Raw genomic sequence first — 22,773 nt, 5'->3', positions numbered from 1 at the left:
CGGAACGCGGCAGCGGTGGCGAGGGGGCCTGTTGTTCAGCCGCCTGTCAGGATGTCCAGGATCGACGTCTGCCGCTTCTTGACCGGGCCGCCGACATTGCCGGGCGGCACCGGGTGCTTGATCGATCCGGTGGCGCTGTCGACCCCCGGCATGGCCAGGCCGCCGGCATCGACCGTCTCGGCGGGACGCACGGGACGCGAAGCCGGCTGGGTAGCTGCCACAGGCGGCGCCGATTGGCCAACGGAAGCGACCGGCGCCGGCGGCGGCGTGTCGGACGGTATGTCGTCCGGGACGATGGTGTCGGGCGGCGTCGACTTCCAGGTTCCGGGCAGCGGTCGCACCGGCACGCCCTCATGCGCGGCGACCATGAACTCGTGCCAGGCCTGCGCCGGCAGCGCGCCGCCGGTGACCTTCTTCATCGCGCTGCCGTCATCATTGCCGAACCAGACGCCGGTGGTCAGATTGGCGGTATAGCCGATGAACCAGGCGTCGCGCGAATTCTGGCTGGTGCCGGTCTTGCCGGCCGCCGGCCAGGCGAACGCCGCCTTCCTGGCCGTGCCGATTTCGACCGTGCCGGTCATCATCGAGTTCATCATGCCGACGACATCGGGCTTGACGACGCGCGGCGCACCGCCGCCATTGTTTTCGTAGAGCACCTTGCCGTCGCTCGTCGTGACGCGGCGGATGAAATGGATGTCGGGCTTATAACCGCCATTGGCGAAGGGAACATAGGCCGAGGTCAGTTCCAGCGGCGTCACTTCCGAGGTGCCGAGCGCGATTGAGGTGTTGGCTGTCAGCTCGGACTGGACGCCCATGCGGTGCGCCGCCTCGACCACCGCATTCGGCCCGACTTCCATGGTCAGCTGCGCGGCCACCGAGTTCAGCGATTTTGCCAGCGCCGTCGCCAGCGTCACCTTGCCGAAATATTTGCCGCCGTAATTGTCGGGCGTCCAGTTGCCGATCTTGATCGGCGCGTCGTTGCGCACGCTGTCGGGCGTGCGGCCGGATTCCAGCGCCGCCATGTAGACGAACGGCTTGAACGCCGAGCCCGGCTGGCGGCGCGCCTCCGAGGCGCGGTCGAACTGGCTGGTCGAATAGTCGTAACCGCCGACCATCGCACGCACCGCGCCGGAATTGTCGATCGACACCAGCGCGCCCTGGCTGACATTGAGCTTCTTGCCGCTCTGGTTGATCAGCCGGCGGATCGATTGCTCGGCGAGTTTCTGCAGCGTCAGGTCGACGGTCGTGTCGACGACGATATCGCGGCGCACGTCGCCGATCAGGTCGGGCAGTTCTTCCATGATCGTATCGGCGACGTAGTTTTCCGAGCCGGTCCAGTAGGACGGCGCGCGTGTCGCCGGCGCGCTCATTGCCGTGGTCTGCTCCTTGGCGCTGATCTTGCCCTCGTCGCGCATCGCGGCGAGCACCAGCTGCGAGCGCTGCTCGGCCGCCTTCGGGTCGCGCGCCGGCGACAGCCGCGACGGCGCCTTGAGCAGACCGGCGAGAAGGGCGGCCTCCGACAGCGTGACGTCACGCGCGCTCTTGCCGAAATAGCGGCGCGAGGCCGCTTCGACACCATAGGCGCCAGAGCCGAAATAAACCCGGTTGAGGTACATTTCGAGGATCTGGTCCTTCGTATGCTTGTGCTCCAGCCACAGCGCCAAGAGCACTTCCTGCACCTTGCGTTCCAGCGTGCGGTCCGGCGTCAGGAACAGGTTCTTGGCCAGCTGCTGGGTCAGCGTCGAGCCGCCCTGCGAAAAATGCCCGCCCAGTACATTGGTCACCATGGCCCGGGAAAGGCCGATCGGGTCGATGCCGAAATGCGAATAGAAGCGGCGGTCTTCGATGGCGATGACGGCCTCGGGAATATAGGGCGACATTTCGTGCAGGCCGACGGCCTCGCCGCCGCTCATGCCGCGATTGCCAAGCAGCTGGCCGTCGACCGAGACGATCTTGATGTTGGGGGCGCGGTCGGGAATGGCCCAGGTGGTGGCCGCCGGCATTTTCGCGCCGTAATAGACGACGATGCCGGCAGTGGCGATGCCGCCCCAGATGGCCAGCACGAAGCACCAGTAGAACAGCCGGGCAAGAACGCCGAACACGCCGCGCCGGCTTTTGCCGCGCCCGCCGCGCGGCGGCTTGGCCTTGGACGATTTGCGCTTTGCAGCGGCTTTTCGGTTGCTCGGCACGACGCGGTCCTCCTCGCTTACCGAAAAACCGGCCGAGGATCTCGCCCCCGGCGATGCCTCGAAGCTGGGCTCGATGCGGCTGTCTTTCCGGTTCGCCATGCGCTGTGCTGTCTTCCCCATGCCTATGGCGTTGGGGTTGAAGACTAGATGCGGCGGTTTAAAGGCGGGTTAAGTCGGGAAAAATCGAAGTAAACTGTATTCAGTCGCTTGCCGAACGGCTGCGGCCCGCGACAGCGCCAAAGCCGGAAATGAAAAACCCGCCTCGGCGGGCGGGTCGTTGGAGCCAATGAGCACCATAGCGAAATTAGTAGCATAGCTGCCGGCACAAAGCAAGAACAAAATGCGCGTTGCCTCAGAATAATCACTTCAGTTCGGCGGTTGCGACAACCCTCAGTCGTCGGCATCCGCATCGTCGGAGGCCGCCGGCCGCCAGCTGATCGGCTCGATCTTCCTTTGCGTATGGCCGTCCGTATAGGCCCACCAGCCAGCGTCGCTTTCGTCCCAGTCGCCGCCTGCCGCCTTCAGCCGGTCGAGCGAACGGTATTGCGCGATGCTCTCGTTCATCACGCCGTCGCTGTCCTGCCAGTAGACGGTGACCTTGGAGCCGTCCCTGGGTGCCGTTTCGATTGGTTTTCGCGCAGCCATTTCAATTCCTCCCGGCCGACGGCGTTAAAGTGCATGAAGGCCATTAGCTGTGGGCGAAGATATCCTCCTCATCCCAGCCCATCAGGTCGAGTTTCGCACGCGTCGGCAGGAAGCGGAAGCAGGCATCGGCCTCCCTGGTCCGGTTGTCGCGCGCCAGACGCGCGCTCAGCACGTCGCGCAGCCGGTGCAAATAGAGCACGTCGGAGGCGGCATATTCGAGTTGCTCGGGCGACAGCGTCTCGGCGGCCCAGTCCGATGATTGCTGCGCCTTCGACAGGCCGATCCCGAGAAGCTCGAAGCAGATGTCCTTCAGCCCGTGCCGGTCGGTGTAGGTGCGCGTCAGCCGCGACGCGATCTTGGTGCAGAACACCGGCTCCGGCATGACGCCGAAGGCGTTGTAGAGCACGGCGAGATCGAAACGGCCGTAATGGAACAGCTTGGTGATGCTGCGGTTCTTCAGCAGGCTGACGAGGTTCGGCGCCTTCTTCTGGCCGGGCGCGATCTGAATGACGTCGGCCGAGCCGTCGCCCGGCGAGATCTGCACGACGCAGAGCCGGTCGCGATGCGGGTTCAGCCCCAGCGTCTCGGTGTCGATGGCGACCGCCCCGACATCGTAATGCAGCAGGCCGGGCAGATCGTTTTTGTGGAAACGTATGTCGCTCATCGTCTTCTCCGGTCGCGGCCCCGTGCAGCGATGCGCGACGGACCGTGCCCGTCCTTGCCGCGATCCGGCGAAAAATCAACAAAAACTTGAATCTGGCGTAATTTCAGCGTGTCAGCGCCTCGAGAATGCGCGCCCAGGAGCGCTGGCCCTTGTGGAAGGAGCTCATCTCGTACTTCTCGTTCGGCGAGTGGATGCGGTCGTCGTCGAGGCCGAAACCGACGAGCAGCGACTCCATGCCGAGATAAGTCTGGAAATCGCCGACCACCGGGATCGAGCCGCCGCTGCCGGTCACCACCGCCGGCTTCGGCCATTCGTCGGACAGCGCCTGCTTGGCCTTGGCGAGGAAGGGCGAGTCGTAGGACAGCTGGATCGCCGGCGAGCCGCCATGCGGATGAAATTCGACCGAGCAGTCGGCCGGAACGCGCTGCCTGGCAAATGCCTGGAAGGCGGCGCGGATTTTTTCCGGATCCTGTTTGTGGACCAGGCGGAAGGAGACTTTTGCCGAGGCTTGCGCGGCGATCACCGTCTTGAAGCCCTTGCCGGTATAGCCGCCGATAATGCCGTTGAACTCGGCCGTCGGTCGCGCCCAGGTCAGCTCGAGCACCGAGCGGCCCTTTTCGCCGGACGGAATCGACAGGCCGATCGGGCCGAGGAAGGTCTCGGCCGTCTCGCCGAGCGACAGCCACGACTGCAATATCTGCGACGGCGTTTCCTCGACGCCGTCATAAAAACCCGGAATGGTGACGTGACCATCCGCATCGTGGATGTCGGCCAGGATCTTTGCCAGGATGCGGATCGGATTGGCGGCCGCACCGCCATAGAGCCCGGAATGCAGGTCGCGGTCGGCGGCAGTCACCGTGATCTCCTCGCCGACCAGCCCGCGCAGCGAGACGCAGATCGACGGCGTATCGCGGTCCCACATGCCGGTGTCGCAGACCAGCGCGAAATCGGCCTTGAGCTCATCCGCATTCGCCTCGAGAAACGGCTTCAGGGACGGCGATCCGGACTCCTCCTCGCCCTCGAACAGGATTGTGAAGCGGCACGGCAATCCGCCATGCACCTGCTTCCACGCGCGGCAAGCCTCGACGAAGGTCATCAGCTGGCCCTTGTCGTCGGCCGCGCCGCGGCCTGTGATCACCTTGTGGCCGGGCTCGATCTCCTTGACCGCCGGTGCGAACGGGTCGCTTTCCCACAGCTCGATCGGATCGACCGGCTGCACGTCGTAATGGCCGTAAAACAGCAAATGCGGCGCGCCCGCCGGCCCATCGTGATGCGCGACCACCATCGGATGCCCCGGCGTGTCGCGCACGCTGGCGTCGAAGCCGATCAGCTTGAGCTCGGCGACCAGCCATTCGGCGGCCTTGCGGCAGTCGGCGGCGTAGTCCGGATCGGTGGAGATCGACTTGATGCCGAGCAGGCCGAACAGGCGTTCCAGGCTCTGGTCGAAGTTCTTGTCGAGGCGGTCGAGAACAGGGGAAACTGCGGACATCTGGCGGGCCTTTCGATTCTGGCGGCGAATCTAGAGCCCATGTTGCGAAACGGAAAGCCCGCGACCGTTGGGCCACAGCTTCCTGTCCAAAGGCAAAAAAATGCCGCCGTGGTGGAGGGAACCACGGCGGCCTCTACTCGAAACGATGCGGCAGCCCGGAGAGGGGGGATAGGCTGCCGCAAGTGTCCGGAATAGGCGGGGGACGGGCCTTGCTCCGGACTTCGGCGAAAACTGCCGATGGCGTTTATCTGTGTCTGCGAACGTGGCGATTCAAGGGCACAAAAATTACACTTTTGTAACATAGGCGTGAGCGAACAAAGCTCCGGCCAGGCCGCATGGCAGGCCAGGCTCGCACGCCATTTGTCAGGGTGTTGCCGGAACCCTTGGCAGAAGCCGCCTTTGGCATGGACCGCGGCGCTGCGCCGCGCTATTCCCTCGTGCCATGAAAAAAGGCGATCATCTCTTCCTTGTCGACGGCTCCGGCTACATCTTCCGTGCCTATCACGCGCTGCCGCCGCTGTCCCGCAAGTCCGACGGGCTGCCGACCAGTGCCGTGCTCGGCTTCTGCAACATGGTCTGGAAGCTGACGCAGGACGCCCGCAACACCGATGTCGGCATCGTGCCGACGCATTTCGCCGTGATTTTCGACTATTCGTCGAAGACCTTCCGCAACGACCTCTACCCCGAATACAAGGCCAACCGCTCGGCGCCGCCGGAAGATTTGATCCCGCAATTCGGCCTGATCCGCCAGGCGACCAGGGCCTTCAACCTGCCATGCCTTGAGACGGAAGGCTACGAGGCCGACGATTTGATCGCCACCTATTGCCGGCTTGCCTGCGAAGCCGGCGCCGACACCACCATCATCTCTTCCGACAAGGATCTGATGCAACTGGTCGGCCCAACGGTTGCCATGTACGACCCGATGAAGGACCGCCAGATCGGTGTTCCCGAGGTGATCGAGAAATGGGGCGTGCCGCCACAGAAAATGATCGACCTGCAGGCGCTGACTGGCGATTCGGTCGACAATGTGCCGGGCGTGCCCGGCATCGGGCCGAAGACGGCAGCGCAATTGCTCGAACAGTTCGGCGACCTCGACACGCTGCTCGCCCGCGCCGGCGAGATCAAGCAGGACAAGCGGCGCGAATCGATCATCGCCAATGCCGACAAGGCACGCATTTCGCGTGACCTGGTGAGGCTGAAGAACGACGTGCCGGTGACCGAAGGGCTTGACGAATTCGTATTGCATGCGCCGGACGGCCCCAGGCTGATCGGCTTCCTCAAGACCATGGAATTCTCGACGCTGACCCGCCGCGTGGCCGAAGCGACCGGAACCGACGCCGGCGACGTTCCAGCCACCCCCGTCACCATAGAGCGTGCCGATACCGCGCATGGCCCCGATATGGGTTTTGGCGTGCCCGCGGCCGCCGAGAGCGCACCGCCGTCGGACGAAGCGGCACTCGAAGCTCCGGCCGCAGCCAAGCAAGGCGACACCCCATCCCTGCTTTCGGCGCTTCGCCTGGAGGCTGCCACCGCCCGCAAGATCGACACCGGCGCCTACACCTGCATCCGCGACGCCGCGACGCTGAAGGCCTGGATCGCCGAGGCGATGGAGAGAGGCATCGTCGCCTTCGACGTTAAGACGTCCTCGCCCGATCCGATGCGGGCCGAACTGATCGGCCTTGCCATGGCCGTCGCGCCCGGCCACGCCGCCTATGTGCCGCTTGCCCACAAAAACGGCAATGGCGACCTGCTCGGCGGCGGCGCGGTCGAAAACCAGGTCCCGATCCGCGACGCGCTGGCGTTGCTCAAGCCGCTGCTCGAGGACAAATCCGTCCTCAAGATCGTGCACGACATGAAATACCGCCTTGTCGTCATGAGCCGTCACGGCATCGAGATCGGCCCCTATGACGACACCATGCTGATCTCCTACGTGCTCGAGGCCGGAACCCACGGTGGCCACGGCCTGGAAGCGCTGGCCGATAAATGGCTCGGCCACGCGACCATTCCGCTGAAGGAACTGGCCGGTTCGGGAAGAAGCTTCGTCGGCCTCGATCAGGCCGACCTCGGCAAGGCGACGGCTTACGGGGCCGAGCACGCCGACGTCGCGCTCAGGCTCTGGCAGGTGCTGAAGCCACGGCTTGCCGCCAAGGGCCTGGTCTCGGTCTATGAACGGCTTGAACGGCCGTTGGTGCCGGTCCTGGCACGGATGGAGCAGCGCGGCATCTCCGTCGACCGGCAGATCCTGTCGCGGCTCTCCGGCGAACTGGCACAGGGTGCCGCACGGCTCGAGGACGAGATCTACCAGCTGGTCGGCGAACGCATCAACATCGGCTCGCCAAAACAGCTCGGCGACATCCTGTTCGGCAGGATGGGTCTGCCCGGCGGTTCAAAAACCAAGACCGGCCAGTGGTCGACCTCGGCGCAGCTTCTCGAAGACCTCGCCGCCGAAGGCCACGAATTGCCGCGCAAGATCGTCGACTGGCGCCAGCTGACCAAGCTGAAATCGACCTATACCGATGCGCTGCCCGGCTTCATCCATCCCGACACCAAGCGCGTCCACACCTCCTACGCGCTTGCCGCGACGACGACCGGGCGGCTGTCGTCCTCGGATCCCAATCTGCAGAACATTCCGGTGCGCACCGTCGAGGGTCGAAAGATCAGGACGGCCTTCATCGCCGACAAGGGCAACAAGCTGGTTTCCGCCGACTACAGCCAGATCGAATTGCGCGTGCTCGCCCACGTCGCCGAAATCCCGCAGCTCAAGCAGGCCTTCGCCGATGGCGCCGACATCCACGCCATCACCGCGTCTGAAATGTTCAACGTGCCGGTCGAGGGCATGCCTTCGGAAGTGCGCCGCCGTGCCAAGGCGATCAATTTCGGCATCATCTACGGCATTTCGGCCTTTGGCCTCGCCAACCAGCTGTCGATCGCGCGCGAGGAAGCCGGCGACTACATCAAGAAATATTTCGAGCGCTTCCCCGGCATCCGCGACTATATCGATGCGACCAAGGCCTATGCCCGCGAGCACGGCTTCGTCGAGACCATCTTCGGCCGCCGCATCCACTATCCGGAGATACGGTCGTCGAACCCTTCGGTCCGTGCCTTCAACGAGCGCGCCTCGATCAACGCCCGCCTGCAGGGCACCGCCGCCGACATCATCCGTCGCGCCATGATCCGTATGGACGAGGCGCTGGAAAAAGCCAGGCTTTCTGCCCGCATGCTGCTGCAGGTGCATGACGAGCTGGTTTTCGAGACGGTCGAAGCCGAGGTCGAGGCGACGATCCCGGTCGTCTGCCACGTCATGGAGAACGCCGCCATGCCGGCGGTATCGATGTCGGTGCCGCTGCACGTCGACGCCCGCGCAGCCAACAACTGGGAAGAGGCGCATTAAGGCGGGCCACAGAGCCATGTTCGGTTCAAGGTTCACGAGCAGCAGCGGTATGCTATAGTGCCCGTATGATCACCAAGGCACTTGAGAATCTGGTAAGGCATGCGGAAGCTTGGCCTCGCGAAGACCAGGAGGAGCTTGCTGATTACGCCCGCGTCATCGAGGCGCGGCGGACTGGCGTGTATGCGATGTCGGAATCAGAGCGCAGCGCGGTCACAGCGGGCCTAGCAGAGGCCGATCACGGCACTTTCGTAGATGAGGATACCGTTCGCGCGGCCGACACCCGCCGCAGGCTATGAAGGTCCGATTTACGCGGCAAGCCTTTGCCGAACGCGAGGCAATTTTCAAACTACCTCGAAGAGCGGGCGCCTCAGGGCGCCCTTTCAGTCATTTCTCGGATCCACGCTGGGATTTCGCGACTTGCCGAATTTCCCGAAAGCGGTCACGCGACCGACATCCCTGGCGTTCGCGTCCTCTTCATAGGCCGCTACCCTTATAAGGTCTTCTATCGTGCCCGTGCCGACGCAATTGAGATCCTGCACATCCGGCATACCTCAAGGAGACCCTTTCCCTACTGAGCCGATCCGGGAACACCCGGCGAGGGCTCGGAAAACCTTGCTCCGCCTTCGCCGCGTTGCTCCGGCCTCAAGCCGCCTCGGCCAAACACTTCGCACATGTCCCACGAAACTCGATCACCGCCTTCTTGGCGGCGAAGCCGGTCGAGCGCACCCATTCGTCGAGCCGGTGGCCGACATCATGGTCGGAGAACTCGGTCACCTGGCCGCAGGTGTCGCAGATGGCAAACGCCGTCATCGAATGGCTGTGGTCGTGCGGCTCGGCACAGGCGACGAAGGAATTGAGGCTTTCGAGCCTGTGCACGAAGCCGGATTTCACCAGCGTGTCGAGCGCCCGGTAGACCTGCAGCGGCGCGCGAAAACCGCGCTCGCGCAATTGGTCGAGCAACGTATAGGCGCTGAGCGGGCCGCTGGCGGCCTCGAGTTTCTCGAGCACGCAAAGCTGGTTCTTCGTCAGTACATCCCTTGCCGCCATGATCCCGTTCCAAGCCGCTCCGTGCCGATCGCTGCCATTAGGCATGCAATCCGGCCTCTTCCACTGAGATAGCGACGAACTGCCTTTTTTGCTACTGTTTCTATTCGCAGCCGGTGGTCGGCTGGCCGGCGACGCCATATTCAAAATACTGACAAAATCCTCGGCCAGGCTGGCCGTGCTTGGAAATTCGATCGGGCTTGGGGAAGCAATCATGATCAAAGTGACGCGGCGGACGCTGCTTGCCGGCACGTCCGCGCTGGCCGCTGCCGGCCTGGTGCCGTTTCGGGCATTCGCAGCGGCGCGCACCTACCATGCGCTGCTTGTTGCCTGCACCGATTACCCGAACCTGCCGAAGAAAAACTGGCTGATCGGACCGAAAAACGATGCCGGCCTGGTGCGCGATTACCTCCTGGGGAACACGCCCGCGCCGGTAAAATTCCTGGCCGAAAACGTCACGCTGCTCGCCAAGGATGTCGAAGGCGCCAACGGACCGCCGACACATGCGGCGATCAAGGCGGCGTTGGCCGATCTTGCCGCCAAGGTCCAGCGCGACGATTTCGTCTACCTGCATTTGTCCGGTCACGGCGCGCAGCAGCCGGCAGCGAACAAAGGCGACGAGACGGACGGCCTCGACGAGATTTTCTTGCCGTCCGACATCGACAAATGGGTGCACCGCGAAAAGGGCGTGCCCAATGCGTTGGTCGACAACGAGATCGGCACCGCGCTCGACGCTATCCGCGACAAGGGCGCCTTTGTCTGGGCCGTATTCGACTGCTGCCATTCCGGCACTGCGACGCGCGCCGCCGAGGTCGACGACGAGTTGGAACGCAAGGTCGAGTTCGCCGATCTGGTCGGCGGCGACGACGCTGCCAGGGCGGCTGCGGTGAGAGCCTATGACGAGATTGCGTCGGCCGCGCCACGCGGCTTTGACGAGGACGGGCAGCGCAAGCCGGCCTTCAAGCTGACGCCGACCGGCGCCGAGCCGACCAGCAAGGGCAAATTGGTCGCCTTCTACGCGGCGCAGACGGTGGAGACGACGCCCGAGATGCCGCTGCCCAAGGGCACGGCCGATGCACCGCGTTTCGGCCTGTTCACCTTCACCATCCTGTCGAAACTGGCCGAGAACCCCAACATCACCTATCGCCAGCTCGGCCAGGCCGTGCTGCAGCAATATTCGGCGGACGGCCGCACCCGGCCAACGCCGCTGTTCGAGGGAGAACTCGACGCACGCGTCTTCGGCACCGACAAGACAGACGCGGTCATGCAATGGCCGATCGTCATCGAGAACGACAAAGCCACGATTGGCGGCGGGTTGCTGCATCGCCTCACCCTGGGCAGCAGGCTCGCAATATTGCCGTCGGCGCTGTCGCCGCTGTCCGAGGCGCTTGGCTATCTCCAGGTTCAGTCGGCGAAAAACCTGGAAAGCCGGGTCAAGCCGGTCGAGTTCGGCGGCAAGCCGGCGCTCAAGCTGGCCGATATCCCCGCCAATGCCTATGCACGGCTGGCCGAGCTCGCCGTCGACTACAAGCTCGTGGTCGCGCGGCCGGCAGCGGCCAAAGGCCTCGAGAAAGAGGCCGCGCTGGCGAACTCGGTTCTCGACGAACTGGCGGCCAGGAAGAGCTCAGGGTTTCACATCGCGCTGGTCGAGCCGGGCAAGAGCGCAGATCTGCGTCTCGCAGTGCTGCGCGAGAACGCCATTGCCGGCACCGCAGCAGATGCCACCGACACGCCGGCGCTGTGGTTCCTGCCGGCTTCGGGCGACATGACGCTCAAGGACGGCAGCAAGCCGCCGTCGATCGTCATTCATCCGGACGGCCGCGAAAAGTTGATCGAGGCCGCCGCAGGGAATCTGACGAAAATCTTCCGCGCCATCGGCCTGTCGAGGCTGGCCGCCGCCTCCGATTATCGGCCGGAAAAGGTCAGCGTCGAGTTCCGGATCAAGCGTTTTGACAGCGACACGCTGCAGCCGATCGAAGCGTCGACGGTGCCGCGTGTTTCGCCCGACGATCAGGTCCACGTACTGGCCAGGAACGGTTCGACCAACCTGGTCGACATCAACGTGCTCTACGTCGGCTCCGACTATTCCATCCAGCATTTTCTTGCCGAGCGCCTGACCGAAGGCGCCGTGCTCGAGGAAGGCCTGTTCAAATTCACCGACACCAGCTTCGGCATGGAGCGGATGATCGCCGTCTTGACCGAGGCGCCGCCGCAGAGCGAGAAGCAGGATCTGAGCTTCCTGGCGCAAGAGGGCGTTGTCTCGGTAACGCGGGGACTGGGACAGCCAAGCTTCGCCGACATGCTGGCCGATATCGGCATGGCCCCGGCGACGCGGTCGGCCATGCGGCTGACCGACGACAAGGGGTCGAAGGGCGCCGTGATGATTTTTCCGATGGAGACGGTGCCGCGCGCCTGAGGCGCGGTCAGGTGCCCGGCCGGGCCTCTTGCCTAATCGGCTGATAATGAACATTCTTCGACCACCGCTGTCGGCGGCCGAACGGAACGGGTGAGGGCGTTCGTGAACAGGATCGTATTTTCGTGGCGCGCAACAACCGCCGGCCTTGTCGCCGGGCTGTTGCTGGCCGCCAATGCTTCGGCGGACGAGGCTTGCGGCCTCTGCGCCAAGGAGGTCGTCATCAACTCCGAACTGGCGAGCTGCTTTCTCGACCAGTACGACCGGATCGCCAAAACCGGCAACACCGCCGTTGTCGTCGATCTCAGCAGCTGCGCGTCGCGCGGCGTGGTCGAGCCGTTGCCGTCGCCGGGCAAGGCGCAGGTGGAGCCTGACGTGCAGTTCATCGTTTCGCGCACGCAGCTGGATTGCCTGAAGAAGAAGCTGGAGACGCCGGGCATCGTGCTCGACCCGTCCGCCACCATAGAACTGGACAGCTGCGGATGACGAAAGCGGGGGGCAACGCAACGCAGCAGGCAGTGACGGCGCCGGTACCGCAAAAGAAGCCGGTGTCGCTGCCGGAAACCGTCGAAGGCCTGCCGTGGGTGAGCAATCACGAGGTCAAGAAGGAGGCGAACCCATTCACCGATCGCGACTGGCGCATGCTCGTCTATGCCTGGTCCGGATTGCTGGTGCGCCTGGCGATCATCTTCACCTTGATCTTTTCGGTCTACCAGTTCCTGGCGAACCAGGAGCAGAAGCGCGTCGAGCAGACGATGTCGCTGGTCGAGCTCTGGGAAAGCAAGGATTACCAGCAGGCGCAACGGGCCCTCAAGCAACGCCTGGCGGCGCTCAACGCCAAATACGGCAATCTGCTCAGTGCCAATCCGACGCCGACCGAGGAACAGGTGTTCAGACAGCGCATCGGCATCGAAGCGATGAGCGCTACCGGCGGCGACATGCCGCTTGCCGACTTCAGCGACAATTTCGACCGCGTCGTCTATTTCCTCAACCGCCTTTCCTTCTGCGTCGAAGGCAGGCTGTGCTCGCGCGACGTCGCCGACTCCTATTTCCGCGACTATGCCGCTTCCTTCTGGAGCTATTTTGCCGGCTATATCGACAAGGAGCGCAAGGCCGGTTCACCGAGGCGGAAACTCTGCAGGCCTATTTGTACAGGCTGTTGATCCACTGGACGTTGATGGCGTTCAGACGCACGGCGGTATTGGCATCCGGGCTCTCGGCCACGTTCACGCCGGTGATGACGCGCTGCTTGGAGCCATTGTCATAGGCATAGACCGAGCTGCCGCTCGACCCGGGATAGGTGTCGCAGTCGTACTGGAAATACTCGGTGGCGATGTTTTCGGCGTGCACTTCGCAGGTCGCCTTCCACATCGTGCCCATCGGCTTGTCGCCGGGATAGCCGATGATGTTGGCGGTGAAATCGCCGAGGTCGTCATAATTGGCATAGCCGAGCCAGCCGAGGTTGGTGCCGACATCCTGCTTCAGGGTGACGATGCCGAGATCCCACGGCACGACCGAGCCGTAAAAGCCCTGGTAATTGTCGATGAAGCCCTGGATGACATAAGCGCTTTCATAGGTGAAGGCGCCGAACGGCGCGTCGTCGGCAGTCTTGCCGTTGAGAGCCGGCACGAACAGGATATCGTCGAGCCAGGCCTTGTCCTCGTGGCTGTAGAGGCAGTGCGCCGCGGTGAGCACCGTGCGCGGGCCGATCAGCGTCGCCGAGCAGCTGCCATAGCTGCCGCTCTTCGATTTGCCTTCGAGATAGCCGATCGCGGTGAATGGGTAGGTTTTGGTATTCTTGATCTGCTCGCGGTCGTCCGTGCCGAACACCTGACGGCCAGCCTCTTCGCCTCCGCTCAGTCCGGAATTGTCGGACTTCTGCCCGTCGGCGGGCGCGTTCATGTCCTTGATGACAAGGTCCTTCAGCGTCTCGTTCGGGTCAATCTTGATGTCCTTGCCATCGGCGGAGCGGCCGACGATGCCATAGGATTTGACGGCCGTTGCTTCGTCGGTGAGCGGCGCGGCGCGGTTGGCCTCGTCGTCGGTCAGTTTCGGCGGGGCGATTGGTTTCGCCCGGCCGGGCTTGTAATCGCCCGATGTTAAATCCCGCATGCTTTCGCCGTTGCCGGCATTGGCGGAACCTGGATCGGCAGCCAAGGCAGGAACCGCCCACATTGCGGTGGAAAGCAACGCGGACGCAATAATGCTATGTGTCAGTTTTGTCATGGTGAGACTCTCCCAAAAGTCAGCAAGGACTGGATCAAGATACAGAAATATTGTCGAGATCGTGGTGGCGCAAAAAAATGAAATTGGTTACCGGTGCCTTTACCGGGCCATTATTCAGTGCAGCCAGTTTAGGTCCCCGCCAAAAATGCCTGCAACGGTATACTGCCTAAAATAATCCAACATTGGCAACGACAAATTGCTTCCACATAGCCCGTGGGGGGCTATAGGATTTTGGGCGGGTTGGCTCGACAGCACGACTAGCAGAAATGGTGCTCGGCTTTGTGACGGATCGTGCTTCGCCGTGGAGCATGATCTCACCGGCCGGCTCCATTTCAGTGGACCATGCGTCGGCGACTGACCTGTCGGGAACATCGTCTCAGGGGGTTCGAGGTGAAGATCATCCATAGGTTCAGACCGATTGCCGCCGCCGCGCTGCTCGGCATCGCGGCGGCCTTGCCGGCCGTCAAATCCGTTCATGCCACGGACGCGGCCGCTCGGCCGGAGGCGGCGATCTCGCCGATGAAACGCGTGGCCGAGGCCAGGGCCAAGGCCAGGGCGGAGAACCCCGACGGCGCCGATCGCGTCTACGGCGGCAAAGAGGCCGAGAAGGGCGCTTACCCGTTCCAGGTGGCATTGCTGACCACCGGCAAACTGGACAAAAGCCCGGCGTCGCAGGCGAATGCGCAGTTCTGCGGCGGCAGCCTGATCGCGCCGCAATGGGTGCTGACGGCGGCGCACTGCCTCAATGACGACGGCGAGCCGATTTCGCCTGATGTGGTCACCGTGCTCACCGGCGCCACCGATCTGAGCGAGGGCAAGCGCTACAAGGCGGTGGAGATCATCGTCAACGAGGGCTACAGCGAGCAGACGCTGGACAACGATCTCGGCTTGATCCGGCTGGCCGCGCCGGCCGATGCCCCGACCATCAAAATTGCCCGTGAGCCGACACCAGACGCCGGCAAGACGACGGTCACCGGCTGGGGCAAGATGCAGGACGGAACGTTTCCCACCGCACTGATGGTCGCCGACCTGGACCTCCAGCCGAACGCAACCTGCAACAGCGGCATCAAGGCGATTTATGCGCATGATTTGAAGGCAGCGCTCGGCGAACTCGCCCGCCGCATGCGTTATTCGGAAAGGGGCATCGAGGCGGCCGCCAACGCGATTGCGGCCGATATGGCCGATCCGCTGACCGGCAACATGATCTGCGCCGGCACGGCCAGCGGCGAGCGCGACGCCTGCAATGGCGACAGCGGCGGACCGCTGTTCATGACCGGCGCCGATGGTCCGGTGCAGGTCGGCGTCGTCAGCTGGGGCGAAGGTCCGGCCGACGGCGGTACCGCGTGCGGCCACAAGAACGCCTACGGCATCTACACGCGGCTGGCCAATTACACCGGCTGGATCGAGGAGAAGATGAAGACGGCGGCGCCCGCAGCGCCCAAAGCCCTCGGCACGGCGCAGAAGCCCGCCACGCGCTGACCGGTGTCATTGCTGAACCAATGAACAGCGGGAGCAATCCCTCTGTTTCTGTCCCAAAACCCGGTTCTGTCCCAAAAACCTGGGGTCGGGACTAGAACCAGCGATCGCGGCGCTGATCTGTGGCGGCCAGGGTGAGGCCGAGTAGCGCTCCTACGGCCGCTCCGAGGATGAATGCCGACGATATTGTGCCGGGATTCTCCTGGACCACCCCCGACACCGTCTGCGCCCTGTTGCGCAGGGCTTGTGCTGTCCGAGAGGCGCGCTCGGCAGCGTTGCCATACCAATCGCCGGCGTCCTCGATCGCCTCTTCCGCGCGTTCCGCCAAGGTTCGGTTGATCTTGCTGATCTCGCGCCTCAGCTGCGCGACCTGCTTCTCCAGGGCTTCCTGAGCTTCACGTTGAGTCATCTTCGGTGCTGCGGATTCGTTTGGTTCGTCGGCCATTGTAATCTCCTTTGCTCAGGCTCGGCTCAACGGCCGGCCCACTGTGCAGGTTCCTCCGCAAAACGCGTATGTCCGGTGTTTGTTCGGTGAGAAACCGGCTTTTGTCCGGCATGTCTGCGAATTCGGCATCAACATCGGATCGTTCCGGCGCTCCCCGCGTTGGTGAAAACGCCACAAGGGAGGAACCGCCATGGACGACGATCGGCATGAAAAGATTCGGCAGCGAGCCTATGAAATCTGGGTACGCGAGGGCCGCCCGGATGGCGCGCATGAGCGTCATTGGCAGCAGGCGAAGCAAGAGCTTGGCCTCGACGACGCGGACGGTCCGGCGGGAACGATCGCCAGCTCCGACGTTCTGACGGTCGAGGCACTGGCGATGCGCACCGGGATAACCGGTGATCAGGCGCAAGAGCTGATCGATAGGCTGGGCAACGACAGGGCGACGCTCGAGCAAGCCGCGCGGAACCTCAAGGCAGCCGAAAGTTAGCCGCTGGCCACCGTGTCGAAGACAGCTACCAGTTCGCGCTGCCGCGTCTTTTCGATGAAACCGGACCGCAGACCGTCGTCGCCTACTTCCTCGGCGGCCCCTTGCGCTCGGCCGATGCCGCCCAGAGATTGATGTCCGACTCGCGGGCAAAGCTGTCGATCTCGGCGAGCTCGGCATCGCTGAAGTCGAGCGCCTTCAGCGCGCCGACGCAATCCTCGACCTGTTCCGGCCGGCTGGCGCCGATCAGCGCCGACGTCACCCTGCCTCTGCGCAGCACCCAGGCCAGCGCCATCTGCGCCAGCGTCTGGCCGCGGCGACGGGCGATGACGTTCAGCGCCTCGATATTGGCGATCGACTTGTCGTTGATGAATGCCGGGCGCAGCGACTTGCCCTGGCTGGCGCGGCTGCCATCGGGGATGCCGCCGAGATATTTGTCGGTCAGCATGCCTTGCGCCAGCGGCGAGAACACGATCGAGCCGACACCAAGCCCCTCCAGCGTATCGAGCAGGCCATCATCCTCGACCCAACGGTTGAGCATCGAATAGCTCGGCTGATGGATCACGCAAGGCGTGCCGAGCTGCTTCAATATGTCGGCGGCCTCGCGGGTGCGCTGCGAATTATAGGAGGAAATGCCGGCATAGAGCGCCTTGCCCGAGCGCACCGCGTGATCGAGCGCGCCCATCGTTTCCTCCAGCGGGGTGTCGGGGTCGAAGCGGTGCGAATAGAAGATGTCGACATAGTCGAGCCCCATCCGCTTCAGGCTCTGGTCGAGGCTGGCCAGCACATATTTGCGGCCGCCCCACTCGCCATAAGGCCCTGCCCACATTTCGTAGCCGGCCTTGGTCGAAATGATCAGCTCGTCGCGATAACCGGCAAAGTCCGTCCGCAGGATCTCACCAAACGCCCGCTCCGCCGAGCCGGGCGGCGGGCCGTAATTGTTGGCGAGATCGAAATGCGTGATGCCGAGATCGAACGCCCTGCGCGCGATCGCCTGCTTGGTTCTATGCGGCGTGTCGTCGCCGAAATTGTGCCACAGCCCAAGCGAGATCGCCGGCAGCTTCAGGCCGGACCGCCCGCAGCGATTGTAGACCATCTTTTCGTAGCGGTTTTCGGCGGGGACATACGGCATGGGAAATCCTCAAATCGAAACGAGCCCGACGGCTGCCGCCGCGACGGTGGGGCAGTCGAGCTTGCCACCCTTAGCCTCTCCCCGCGCAAACGGGGAGAGGCTTTTTGCGGTGCTTGGGAGGCGCGCCGCCTACTTGGTTTTCTTCTTCGCCAGCAGCTCCTTCGCCGCCTTGACGCCGAGTGCCGCGGGCCGCTCGCAGCTGGTCTGCATGGCGACGAACTTTCCGGTCTCGCCCGAACGCAACAGTCCGGTCATGACGTCGACGGCATGCAGCGCCAGTTCCATCGAGCAGCGGTGCGGCCGACCTTCCCTGATCGCGATCGCCATGTCGGCCAAACCGGCGGTGCGGTAGTTGGCCATCATGCCTTGCGAATGCATCTCGTTGGGCACGCCGAACGGATGCGGCCATTTCGGCAGCTTCTTCACCGGCTTGGCGGCCTCGGTGAAACGCACGTCGCCGCCGAAGAAATTCGGATCCGGCACGAACACCGTGCCCGCCTCGCCATAGAGCTCCATGGGCGCGTGGCCGTGGCTCCAGACATCCCAGCTGGTGTTGAGCGTCACCACGGCGCCGTTCTCGAATTCCAGCACGCCGTGGATCGTCGTTGGCGTGGAGACCGGGATCTTTTCGCCGGCGCGCGGCTTCGAGCTGATGATGCGTTCCGTCATCGGGATCGAAGCAAAAGCCGCAACCCGCTTCACCGGCCCGATCAGCTGGATCAGGTTGGTGATGTAATAGGGTCCGATGTCGAGCACCGGCCCGGCGCCCGGCTGGAAGAAGAAGTCCGGATTGGGGTGCCAGTGCTCCATGCCATGGCTCATCACATGACAGGTGCCGCTGGTGATCCTGCCGAGCCTGCCGGTGTCGATCAGGTCGCGGACAAGCTGGTGCGCGCCGCCGAGGAAGGTGTCGGGCGCCGAACCGATGCGCAGCCCCTTGCTTTCCGCCCGTTTTTTCAGGTCGAGCCCTTCCTTGACCGACAGCACGAAGGGCTTCTCCGAATAGACGTGCTTGCCGGCGTCGAGGATCTGCTTCGAAACCTCGTAATGCACCGCCGGAATGGTCAGGTTGACGATGATGTCGATATCGTCGGCCTTGAGCAGCCCCTCGACGGTCTCGGCGCGCAGCTTGAACTCTTTTGCCCGCGCTTTCGCCGCTTCCATGTTGATGTCGGCGCAGGCGCGCATCTCGATGCCGCGAAACAGCGGTGCCAGCGAGAAATACGCCTTCGAGATGTTGCCGCAGCCGATGACGCCGATGCCAAGTTTTGTTGCCATGCTGGTGTGCTCCTAATAGGTCTTGGCGGCTGCGATCGAGCGGCGGGCGAAGCGCTCGATATCATTGGGATTGTCCTGTTCCATGACGTAGTATTTCGCGGCGCTTTTGGCGCGTAGCGCCTTGATCTGGCCGGGCCAGTCGATGGTGCCGTGGCCGACGTCGGACCAGCCGTCCTCGTCGAGGCCCTCGCCCGGCTTGGCCAGGTCCTTGACATGGACGGCGACGATGCGCTTGCCGTGCTTCTCGATCCAGGGCAGCGGATCGACGCCGCCGCGCACTACCCAGGCGACGTCCATCTCCCAGCCGATGTCGGGCGCGGAGGACAGGATATGGTCCTGCGGCACCGAGCCGTCGGCGAGCGCCTTGAACTCGAAATCATGGTTGTGCCAGGCAAAACCATAGCCGGCCTTCCTGGCCGTCTCGCCGACCTTGGCCAGGCGTTCGCCGAAGCCGCGCCAGCCGGCTGTGTCGGCCGGCCTGAACTCGGCATTCAGGAACGGGCAGATGAGCAGCGTGATGCCGAGCGCGTCGGCCGTCCTGCGCACGCCGTCGAAATCCTTCTCGAGCGCGTCGATCGAGAAATGCCCGGTCGGCATGGCGAGCCCGTTCTTGTCGAGCTCGGCACGGAACGCCTTGGGATCGTCATAGACGCCGCCGAACCCTTCGACTTGGCTGTAACCAAGCTCCCCCAGCATCTTGAGCACGCCCTCCCAGGGCTGGAAATTGCGGGCGCTGTAAAGTTGGAATGACCAGTTCATCGTCTCTGTCCGTTTTCTTGTGGATGGTTAGTTTTGGGGGGATGAGTCTTGCGGGAGTGGAAGAGTCTTGGGGAGTGGGAGAGTCTTGGGAGGCTAAATCATGCTCTAGAGACGGTTACCTGTGGCGGCGTCGAAAAGCGAGGCGCGCATCGGGTCAAAACCGATGCCGACCGCCTCGGCGTTGTTTGGCGTGCGCTCGGCCGTCACCCGCACCGTGAAATTCTGGCCGGCGAGCTTCAGCCAGACCAGCGTGTCGGAACCCATGGGCTCGACGACCTCGACATTTGCCGTGGCTGCGAACGGCCATCCCGTGCCGCTGTTGAACGCCACGTGCTCGGGGCGGATGCCGAACACGGCCGGCCCTGGCACCGGGTCCTTCTCGAAAGCATAGGTGGCAAGCGGTATCCGCACATCCTCGGCGACGAAGTGCCAGTCGCCTGCCGCCTGCTCCAGTCTGCCGTCGAGGAAGTTCATTGCCGGCGAGCCGAGGAAGCCGGCGACAAACCGGTTGACCGGCCGGTTATAGATGGTCTGCGGCGCATCGAGCTGCTGGATGACGCCGCCCTTCATCACCGCGATACGGTCGGCCAGCGTCATCGCCTCGATCTGGTCGTGGGTGACGTAGATCATGGTGTTCTCGAGCTTGCGGTGCAGCAGCTTGATTTCGACGCGCAATTCCGCGCGCAGCTTGGCGTCGAGATTGGAGAGCGGCTCGTCGAACAGAAAGACATCGACGTCCCGCACAAGTGCGCGCCCGATCGCCACGCGCTGGCGCTGGCCGCCGGACAGCGCCGCCGGCTTGCGATGCAAAAGCGGTTCGATCTGCAGGATCTCGGCGGCCCGGGCGATGCGCTTGGCGATCTCGTCCTTGGCGAGGCCGGCAACGCGCAGCCCGAACGACAGGTTCTTCTCCACCGTCATCTGCGGATAGAGCGCGTAGGACTGGAACACCATGCCGATGCCGCGATCCTTGGGCTCTTCCCAGGTGACGTTCTTGCCCTTGATGAAGATGCGGCCTTCGGAAACGTCGAGCAGCCCGGCAATACAGTTGAGCAAGGTCGACTTGCCGCAGCCGGACGGGCCGAGCAGCACGATGAATTCGCCTTCGGCAACATCGAGGTTGAGCGTCTGCAGCACCGATATCGCACCGAAATTCAGCGACAGGTTCTGGATCGAGACGCTGGTGCCGTTTGCCGCAATGCTGCCGTTTGCGTTCATCGCCATCATCCTTTCACCGCGCCGGCGGCGATGCCGCGCACAAACAATTTTCCGGACAGGAAATAGACGATCAGCGGCACCAGGCCGGTCAGGATGGTGGCTGCCATGTTGACGTTATATTCCTTCACGCCTTGCACCGAGTTGACGATGTTGTTGAGCTGCACCGTCATCGGATAGGTGTCGGGGCGGGTGTAGACGACGCCGAACAGGAAGTCGTTCCAGATGCCGGTCACCTGCAGGATGATGGCGACGACGAAGATCGGCAGCGACATCGGCAGCATGATGCGGAAATAAATGCCCCAGAAGCCGGCGCCGTCGACACGCGCTGCCCGGAACAGCTCCTCCGGCATGGAGGTAAAGTAGTTGCGGAACAACAGTGTGAGGATCGGCATGCCGAAGATGGAATGGACGATCACCAGGCCGCTGAGGCTGCCGTAGAGGCCGACTTCGCGCAGGATGATGACGATCGGATAGATCATCACCTGATAGGGGATGAAGGCGCCGACGATCAGGATGATGAAGAAGGTGTCGGCACCTTTGAAGCGCCAGTTGGCAAGCGCATAGCCGTTCACCGAGGCGAGCGCGATCGACAGGATCACCGACGGGATCGTGATGCGCACCGAATTCCAGAAGCCACGCGACAGCCCGTCGCAGTTGAGCCCGGTGCAGGCGCTCGACCAGGCCTTGACCCATGGCTCGAAGGTGATCTCCATCGGCGGCGAGAAGATGTTGCCGAGGCGTATCTCGGGCATGCCTTTGAGCGACGTCACCACCATCACATAGAGCGGCAAAAGATAGTAGAGCGCCACCACGATGAGCGTGCCGTAGAGGAAGATGTTGCGGCGCGAGAACATATGCCGCGGCTTCGGCCCGCTCGGCCCGTACGCTTCGAGCGTGCCGGGGCCGGCCGGCAAGGAAACGGTATGGTCAGACACGCTTCTTGCCTCCAAACTCGAGATAGGCCCACGGCACGATGACGATGATCACCGACAGCAGCATCATGGTCGAGGCGGCGAACCCCTGACCGAGGTTCTGGGCGAAGAACATGTAGTCATAGACATATTTGGCCGGGACTTCGGAGGCGATGCCGGGCCCGCCGCTGGTCTGGGCGACAACCAGGTCATAGATCTTGACGATACCGGCAGCGATGATGACCAGCGTGGTGATGAAGACCGGCCGCATCATCGGTATGATGATGAACAGATAGGTCTTCCAGGTCGGTATCCCGTCGACCCGCGCTGCCTTCCAGATATCCTCGTCGATCCCGCGCAGGCCGGCCAGCATCAGGCACATGATGAGCCCGGTGCCCTGCCAGAGAGCGGCGATCAATATGCCGTAGATGACGATGCTGGAATCATAGAGCGGATTGAAGCTGAAGCTCGTCCAGCCGAGGCTGCGCACCACTCCCTGGACACCGAACTCGGGGTTGAGCAACCACTGCCAGACGAGACCGGTGACGATGAAGGAGAGGGCGAAGGGATAGAGGAAAATGGTCCGGAACGTGTCCTCGAACCGGATCTTCTGGTCGAGCAGGGCGGCAAGCAGGAAGCCGATCACCAGCGAGAACAGCAGCGACAGCACGCCGTAGATCAGCAGGTTCTCGATCGAGACCAGCCAGCGCGGCACCGACCACAGCCGGTAGTACTGGTCGAGCCCGACGAAATTCAGCCGTGGCAGGAGCTTCGAACTGGTGAAGGAATAAAGCACCGTCCACGCGCTGCCGCCGACAAAGATCACCAGCGCTGTGAGGATCATTGGGATCGAGGCGATCTTCGCATTGAGGTTGCGAAAGAGTTGGCTAGGGCGTTCGCTCTTGCTCATCTGCACAGCCGCTTTGGATCGGGTAAGGGCCGGAGGGTCAAGAGGCCTTGACCCGAGCTCCCGACCCTGCGTTTGCAGGGGCGGGAGTGAGGCGGTCGG

The 22,773-nt window shown here is 63.4% G+C and carries 20 protein-coding genes; 7 read left to right on the top strand and 13 right to left on the bottom strand.

Annotation, left to right across the window (positions count from 1 at the left end):
- Positions 1 to 35 precede the first annotated feature (35 nt).
- From NKH93_RS00310 to NKH93_RS00295, 4 genes are all read right to left on the bottom strand, one after another.
- Complete coding sequence (locus NKH93_RS00310) at positions 36 to 2,288, bottom strand: PBP1A family penicillin-binding protein (protein ID WP_352918318.1); 2,253 nt, start codon at positions 2,286 to 2,288, stop codon at positions 36 to 38.
- Positions 2,289 to 2,579: 291 nt separating this feature from the next.
- Positions 2,580 to 2,834 (bottom strand): hypothetical protein, encoded by a 255-nt coding sequence (locus NKH93_RS00305; protein WP_352918320.1) that lies wholly within the window; start codon positions 2,832 to 2,834, stop codon positions 2,580 to 2,582.
- Between the two features lie 43 nt (positions 2,835 to 2,877).
- Complete coding sequence (locus tag NKH93_RS00300) at positions 2,878 to 3,498, bottom strand: ribonuclease D (RefSeq protein WP_254816792.1); 621 nt, start codon at positions 3,496 to 3,498, stop codon at positions 2,878 to 2,880.
- Positions 3,499 to 3,601: 103 nt separating this feature from the next.
- The gene (locus NKH93_RS00295; RefSeq protein WP_352469412.1) at positions 3,602 to 4,987 is read right to left on the bottom strand and encodes a M20/M25/M40 family metallo-hydrolase; all 1,386 of its coding nucleotides are present in this window, start codon (positions 4,985 to 4,987) and stop codon (positions 3,602 to 3,604) included.
- A 442-nt stretch (positions 4,988 to 5,429) separates the two neighbouring features.
- Between NKH93_RS00295 and polA the strand changes: the two genes are divergently transcribed.
- Together polA and NKH93_RS00285 are read left to right on the top strand one after the other, a co-directional pair.
- Complete coding sequence (gene polA / locus NKH93_RS00290) at positions 5,430 to 8,378, top strand: DNA polymerase I (RefSeq protein WP_352469411.1); 2,949 nt, start codon at positions 5,430 to 5,432, stop codon at positions 8,376 to 8,378.
- A gap of 320 nt (positions 8,379 to 8,698) precedes the next feature.
- Positions 8,699 to 8,953 (top strand): type II toxin-antitoxin system RelE/ParE family toxin, encoded by a 255-nt coding sequence (locus tag NKH93_RS00285; protein WP_352918322.1) that lies wholly within the window; start codon positions 8,699 to 8,701, stop codon positions 8,951 to 8,953.
- A 67-nt stretch (positions 8,954 to 9,020) separates the two neighbouring features.
- On the opposite strand, the gene NKH93_RS00280 is transcribed toward NKH93_RS00285, so the two are convergent.
- The gene (locus NKH93_RS00280) at positions 9,021 to 9,425 is read right to left on the bottom strand and encodes a Fur family transcriptional regulator (protein WP_023675234.1); all 405 of its coding nucleotides are present in this window, start codon (positions 9,423 to 9,425) and stop codon (positions 9,021 to 9,023) included.
- A gap of 211 nt (positions 9,426 to 9,636) precedes the next feature.
- On the opposite strand from NKH93_RS00280, the gene NKH93_RS00275 reads away from it, so the two are divergent.
- The 3 genes from NKH93_RS00275 to NKH93_RS00265 all read left to right on the top strand — a co-directional run bounded on the left by NKH93_RS00275 (position 9,637) and on the right by NKH93_RS00265 (position 12,998).
- The gene (locus NKH93_RS00275) at positions 9,637 to 11,838 is read left to right on the top strand and encodes a caspase family protein (protein WP_352918324.1); all 2,202 of its coding nucleotides are present in this window, start codon (positions 9,637 to 9,639) and stop codon (positions 11,836 to 11,838) included.
- 102 nt (positions 11,839 to 11,940) lie between these two features.
- On the top strand, positions 11,941 to 12,321 hold the full coding sequence (locus tag NKH93_RS00270) for a hypothetical protein (protein WP_352474870.1): 381 nt from the start codon (positions 11,941 to 11,943) through the stop codon (positions 12,319 to 12,321).
- The gene (locus tag NKH93_RS00265) at positions 12,318 to 12,998 is read left to right on the top strand and encodes a DUF4760 domain-containing protein (protein WP_352918326.1); all 681 of its coding nucleotides are present in this window, start codon (positions 12,318 to 12,320) and stop codon (positions 12,996 to 12,998) included. The genes NKH93_RS00270 and NKH93_RS00265 overlap by 4 nt, the downstream gene beginning before the upstream one ends.
- Here NKH93_RS00265 and NKH93_RS00260 read toward each other — a convergent pair.
- Positions 12,979 to 14,061 (bottom strand): trypsin-like serine peptidase, encoded by a 1,083-nt coding sequence (locus NKH93_RS00260; RefSeq protein ID WP_352918327.1) that lies wholly within the window; start codon positions 14,059 to 14,061, stop codon positions 12,979 to 12,981. The genes NKH93_RS00265 and NKH93_RS00260 overlap by 20 nt on opposite strands.
- Before the next feature lie 390 nt (positions 14,062 to 14,451).
- Here NKH93_RS00260 and NKH93_RS00255 point away from each other — a divergent pair, with 390 nt between their 5' ends.
- Positions 14,452 to 15,540 (top strand): S1 family serine peptidase, encoded by a 1,089-nt coding sequence (locus tag NKH93_RS00255; protein ID WP_352918328.1) that lies wholly within the window; start codon positions 14,452 to 14,454, stop codon positions 15,538 to 15,540.
- A gap of 91 nt (positions 15,541 to 15,631) precedes the next feature.
- On the opposite strand, the gene NKH93_RS00250 is transcribed toward NKH93_RS00255, so the two are convergent.
- On the bottom strand, positions 15,632 to 15,982 hold the full coding sequence (locus NKH93_RS00250) for a hypothetical protein (RefSeq protein WP_352613085.1): 351 nt from the start codon (positions 15,980 to 15,982) through the stop codon (positions 15,632 to 15,634).
- Between the two features lie 190 nt (positions 15,983 to 16,172).
- Between NKH93_RS00250 and NKH93_RS00245 the strand changes: the two genes are divergently transcribed.
- Positions 16,173 to 16,469: a DUF2934 domain-containing protein gene (locus NKH93_RS00245; protein ID WP_352918329.1), complete on the top strand. Its 297-nt coding sequence runs from the start codon at positions 16,173 to 16,175 to the stop codon at positions 16,467 to 16,469.
- An 82-nt stretch (positions 16,470 to 16,551) separates the two neighbouring features.
- Here NKH93_RS00245 and mgrA read toward each other — a convergent pair whose 3' ends face one another.
- From mgrA to NKH93_RS00215, 6 genes are all read right to left on the bottom strand, one after another.
- Positions 16,552 to 17,598 (bottom strand): L-glyceraldehyde 3-phosphate reductase, encoded by a 1,047-nt coding sequence (gene mgrA, locus NKH93_RS00240; RefSeq protein ID WP_352918330.1) that lies wholly within the window; start codon positions 17,596 to 17,598, stop codon positions 16,552 to 16,554.
- A gap of 129 nt (positions 17,599 to 17,727) precedes the next feature.
- Positions 17,728 to 18,876 (bottom strand): Gfo/Idh/MocA family protein, encoded by a 1,149-nt coding sequence (locus tag NKH93_RS00235; RefSeq protein WP_352968891.1) that lies wholly within the window; start codon positions 18,874 to 18,876, stop codon positions 17,728 to 17,730.
- 12 nt (positions 18,877 to 18,888) lie between these two features.
- Entirely contained in the window at positions 18,889 to 19,635 is a 747-nt protein-coding gene (locus NKH93_RS00230) for a sugar phosphate isomerase/epimerase family protein (protein ID WP_352918332.1), read from the bottom strand.
- Positions 19,636 to 19,740: 105 nt separating this feature from the next.
- Positions 19,741 to 20,853, bottom strand: a complete 1,113-nt coding sequence (locus tag NKH93_RS00225; protein ID WP_352448362.1) for an ABC transporter ATP-binding protein — start codon at positions 20,851 to 20,853, stop codon at positions 19,741 to 19,743.
- Between the two features lie 5 nt (positions 20,854 to 20,858).
- Positions 20,859 to 21,788, bottom strand: coding sequence for a carbohydrate ABC transporter permease (locus NKH93_RS00220; protein WP_023675222.1), 930 nt, complete (start codon positions 21,786 to 21,788; stop codon positions 20,859 to 20,861).
- Positions 21,781 to 22,674, bottom strand: coding sequence for a carbohydrate ABC transporter permease (locus tag NKH93_RS00215; protein ID WP_352474879.1), 894 nt, complete (start codon positions 22,672 to 22,674; stop codon positions 21,781 to 21,783). The genes NKH93_RS00220 and NKH93_RS00215 overlap by 8 nt, the downstream gene beginning before the upstream one ends.
- Positions 22,675 to 22,773 lie beyond the last annotated feature (99 nt).

Source organism: Mesorhizobium sp. M0954, assembly GCF_040319155.1.
Taxonomy (GTDB): domain Bacteria; phylum Pseudomonadota; class Alphaproteobacteria; order Rhizobiales; family Rhizobiaceae; genus Mesorhizobium.
Note: the sequence above shows the minus strand (reverse complement) of the source record. Positions and strands in the feature narration are given on the sequence as shown.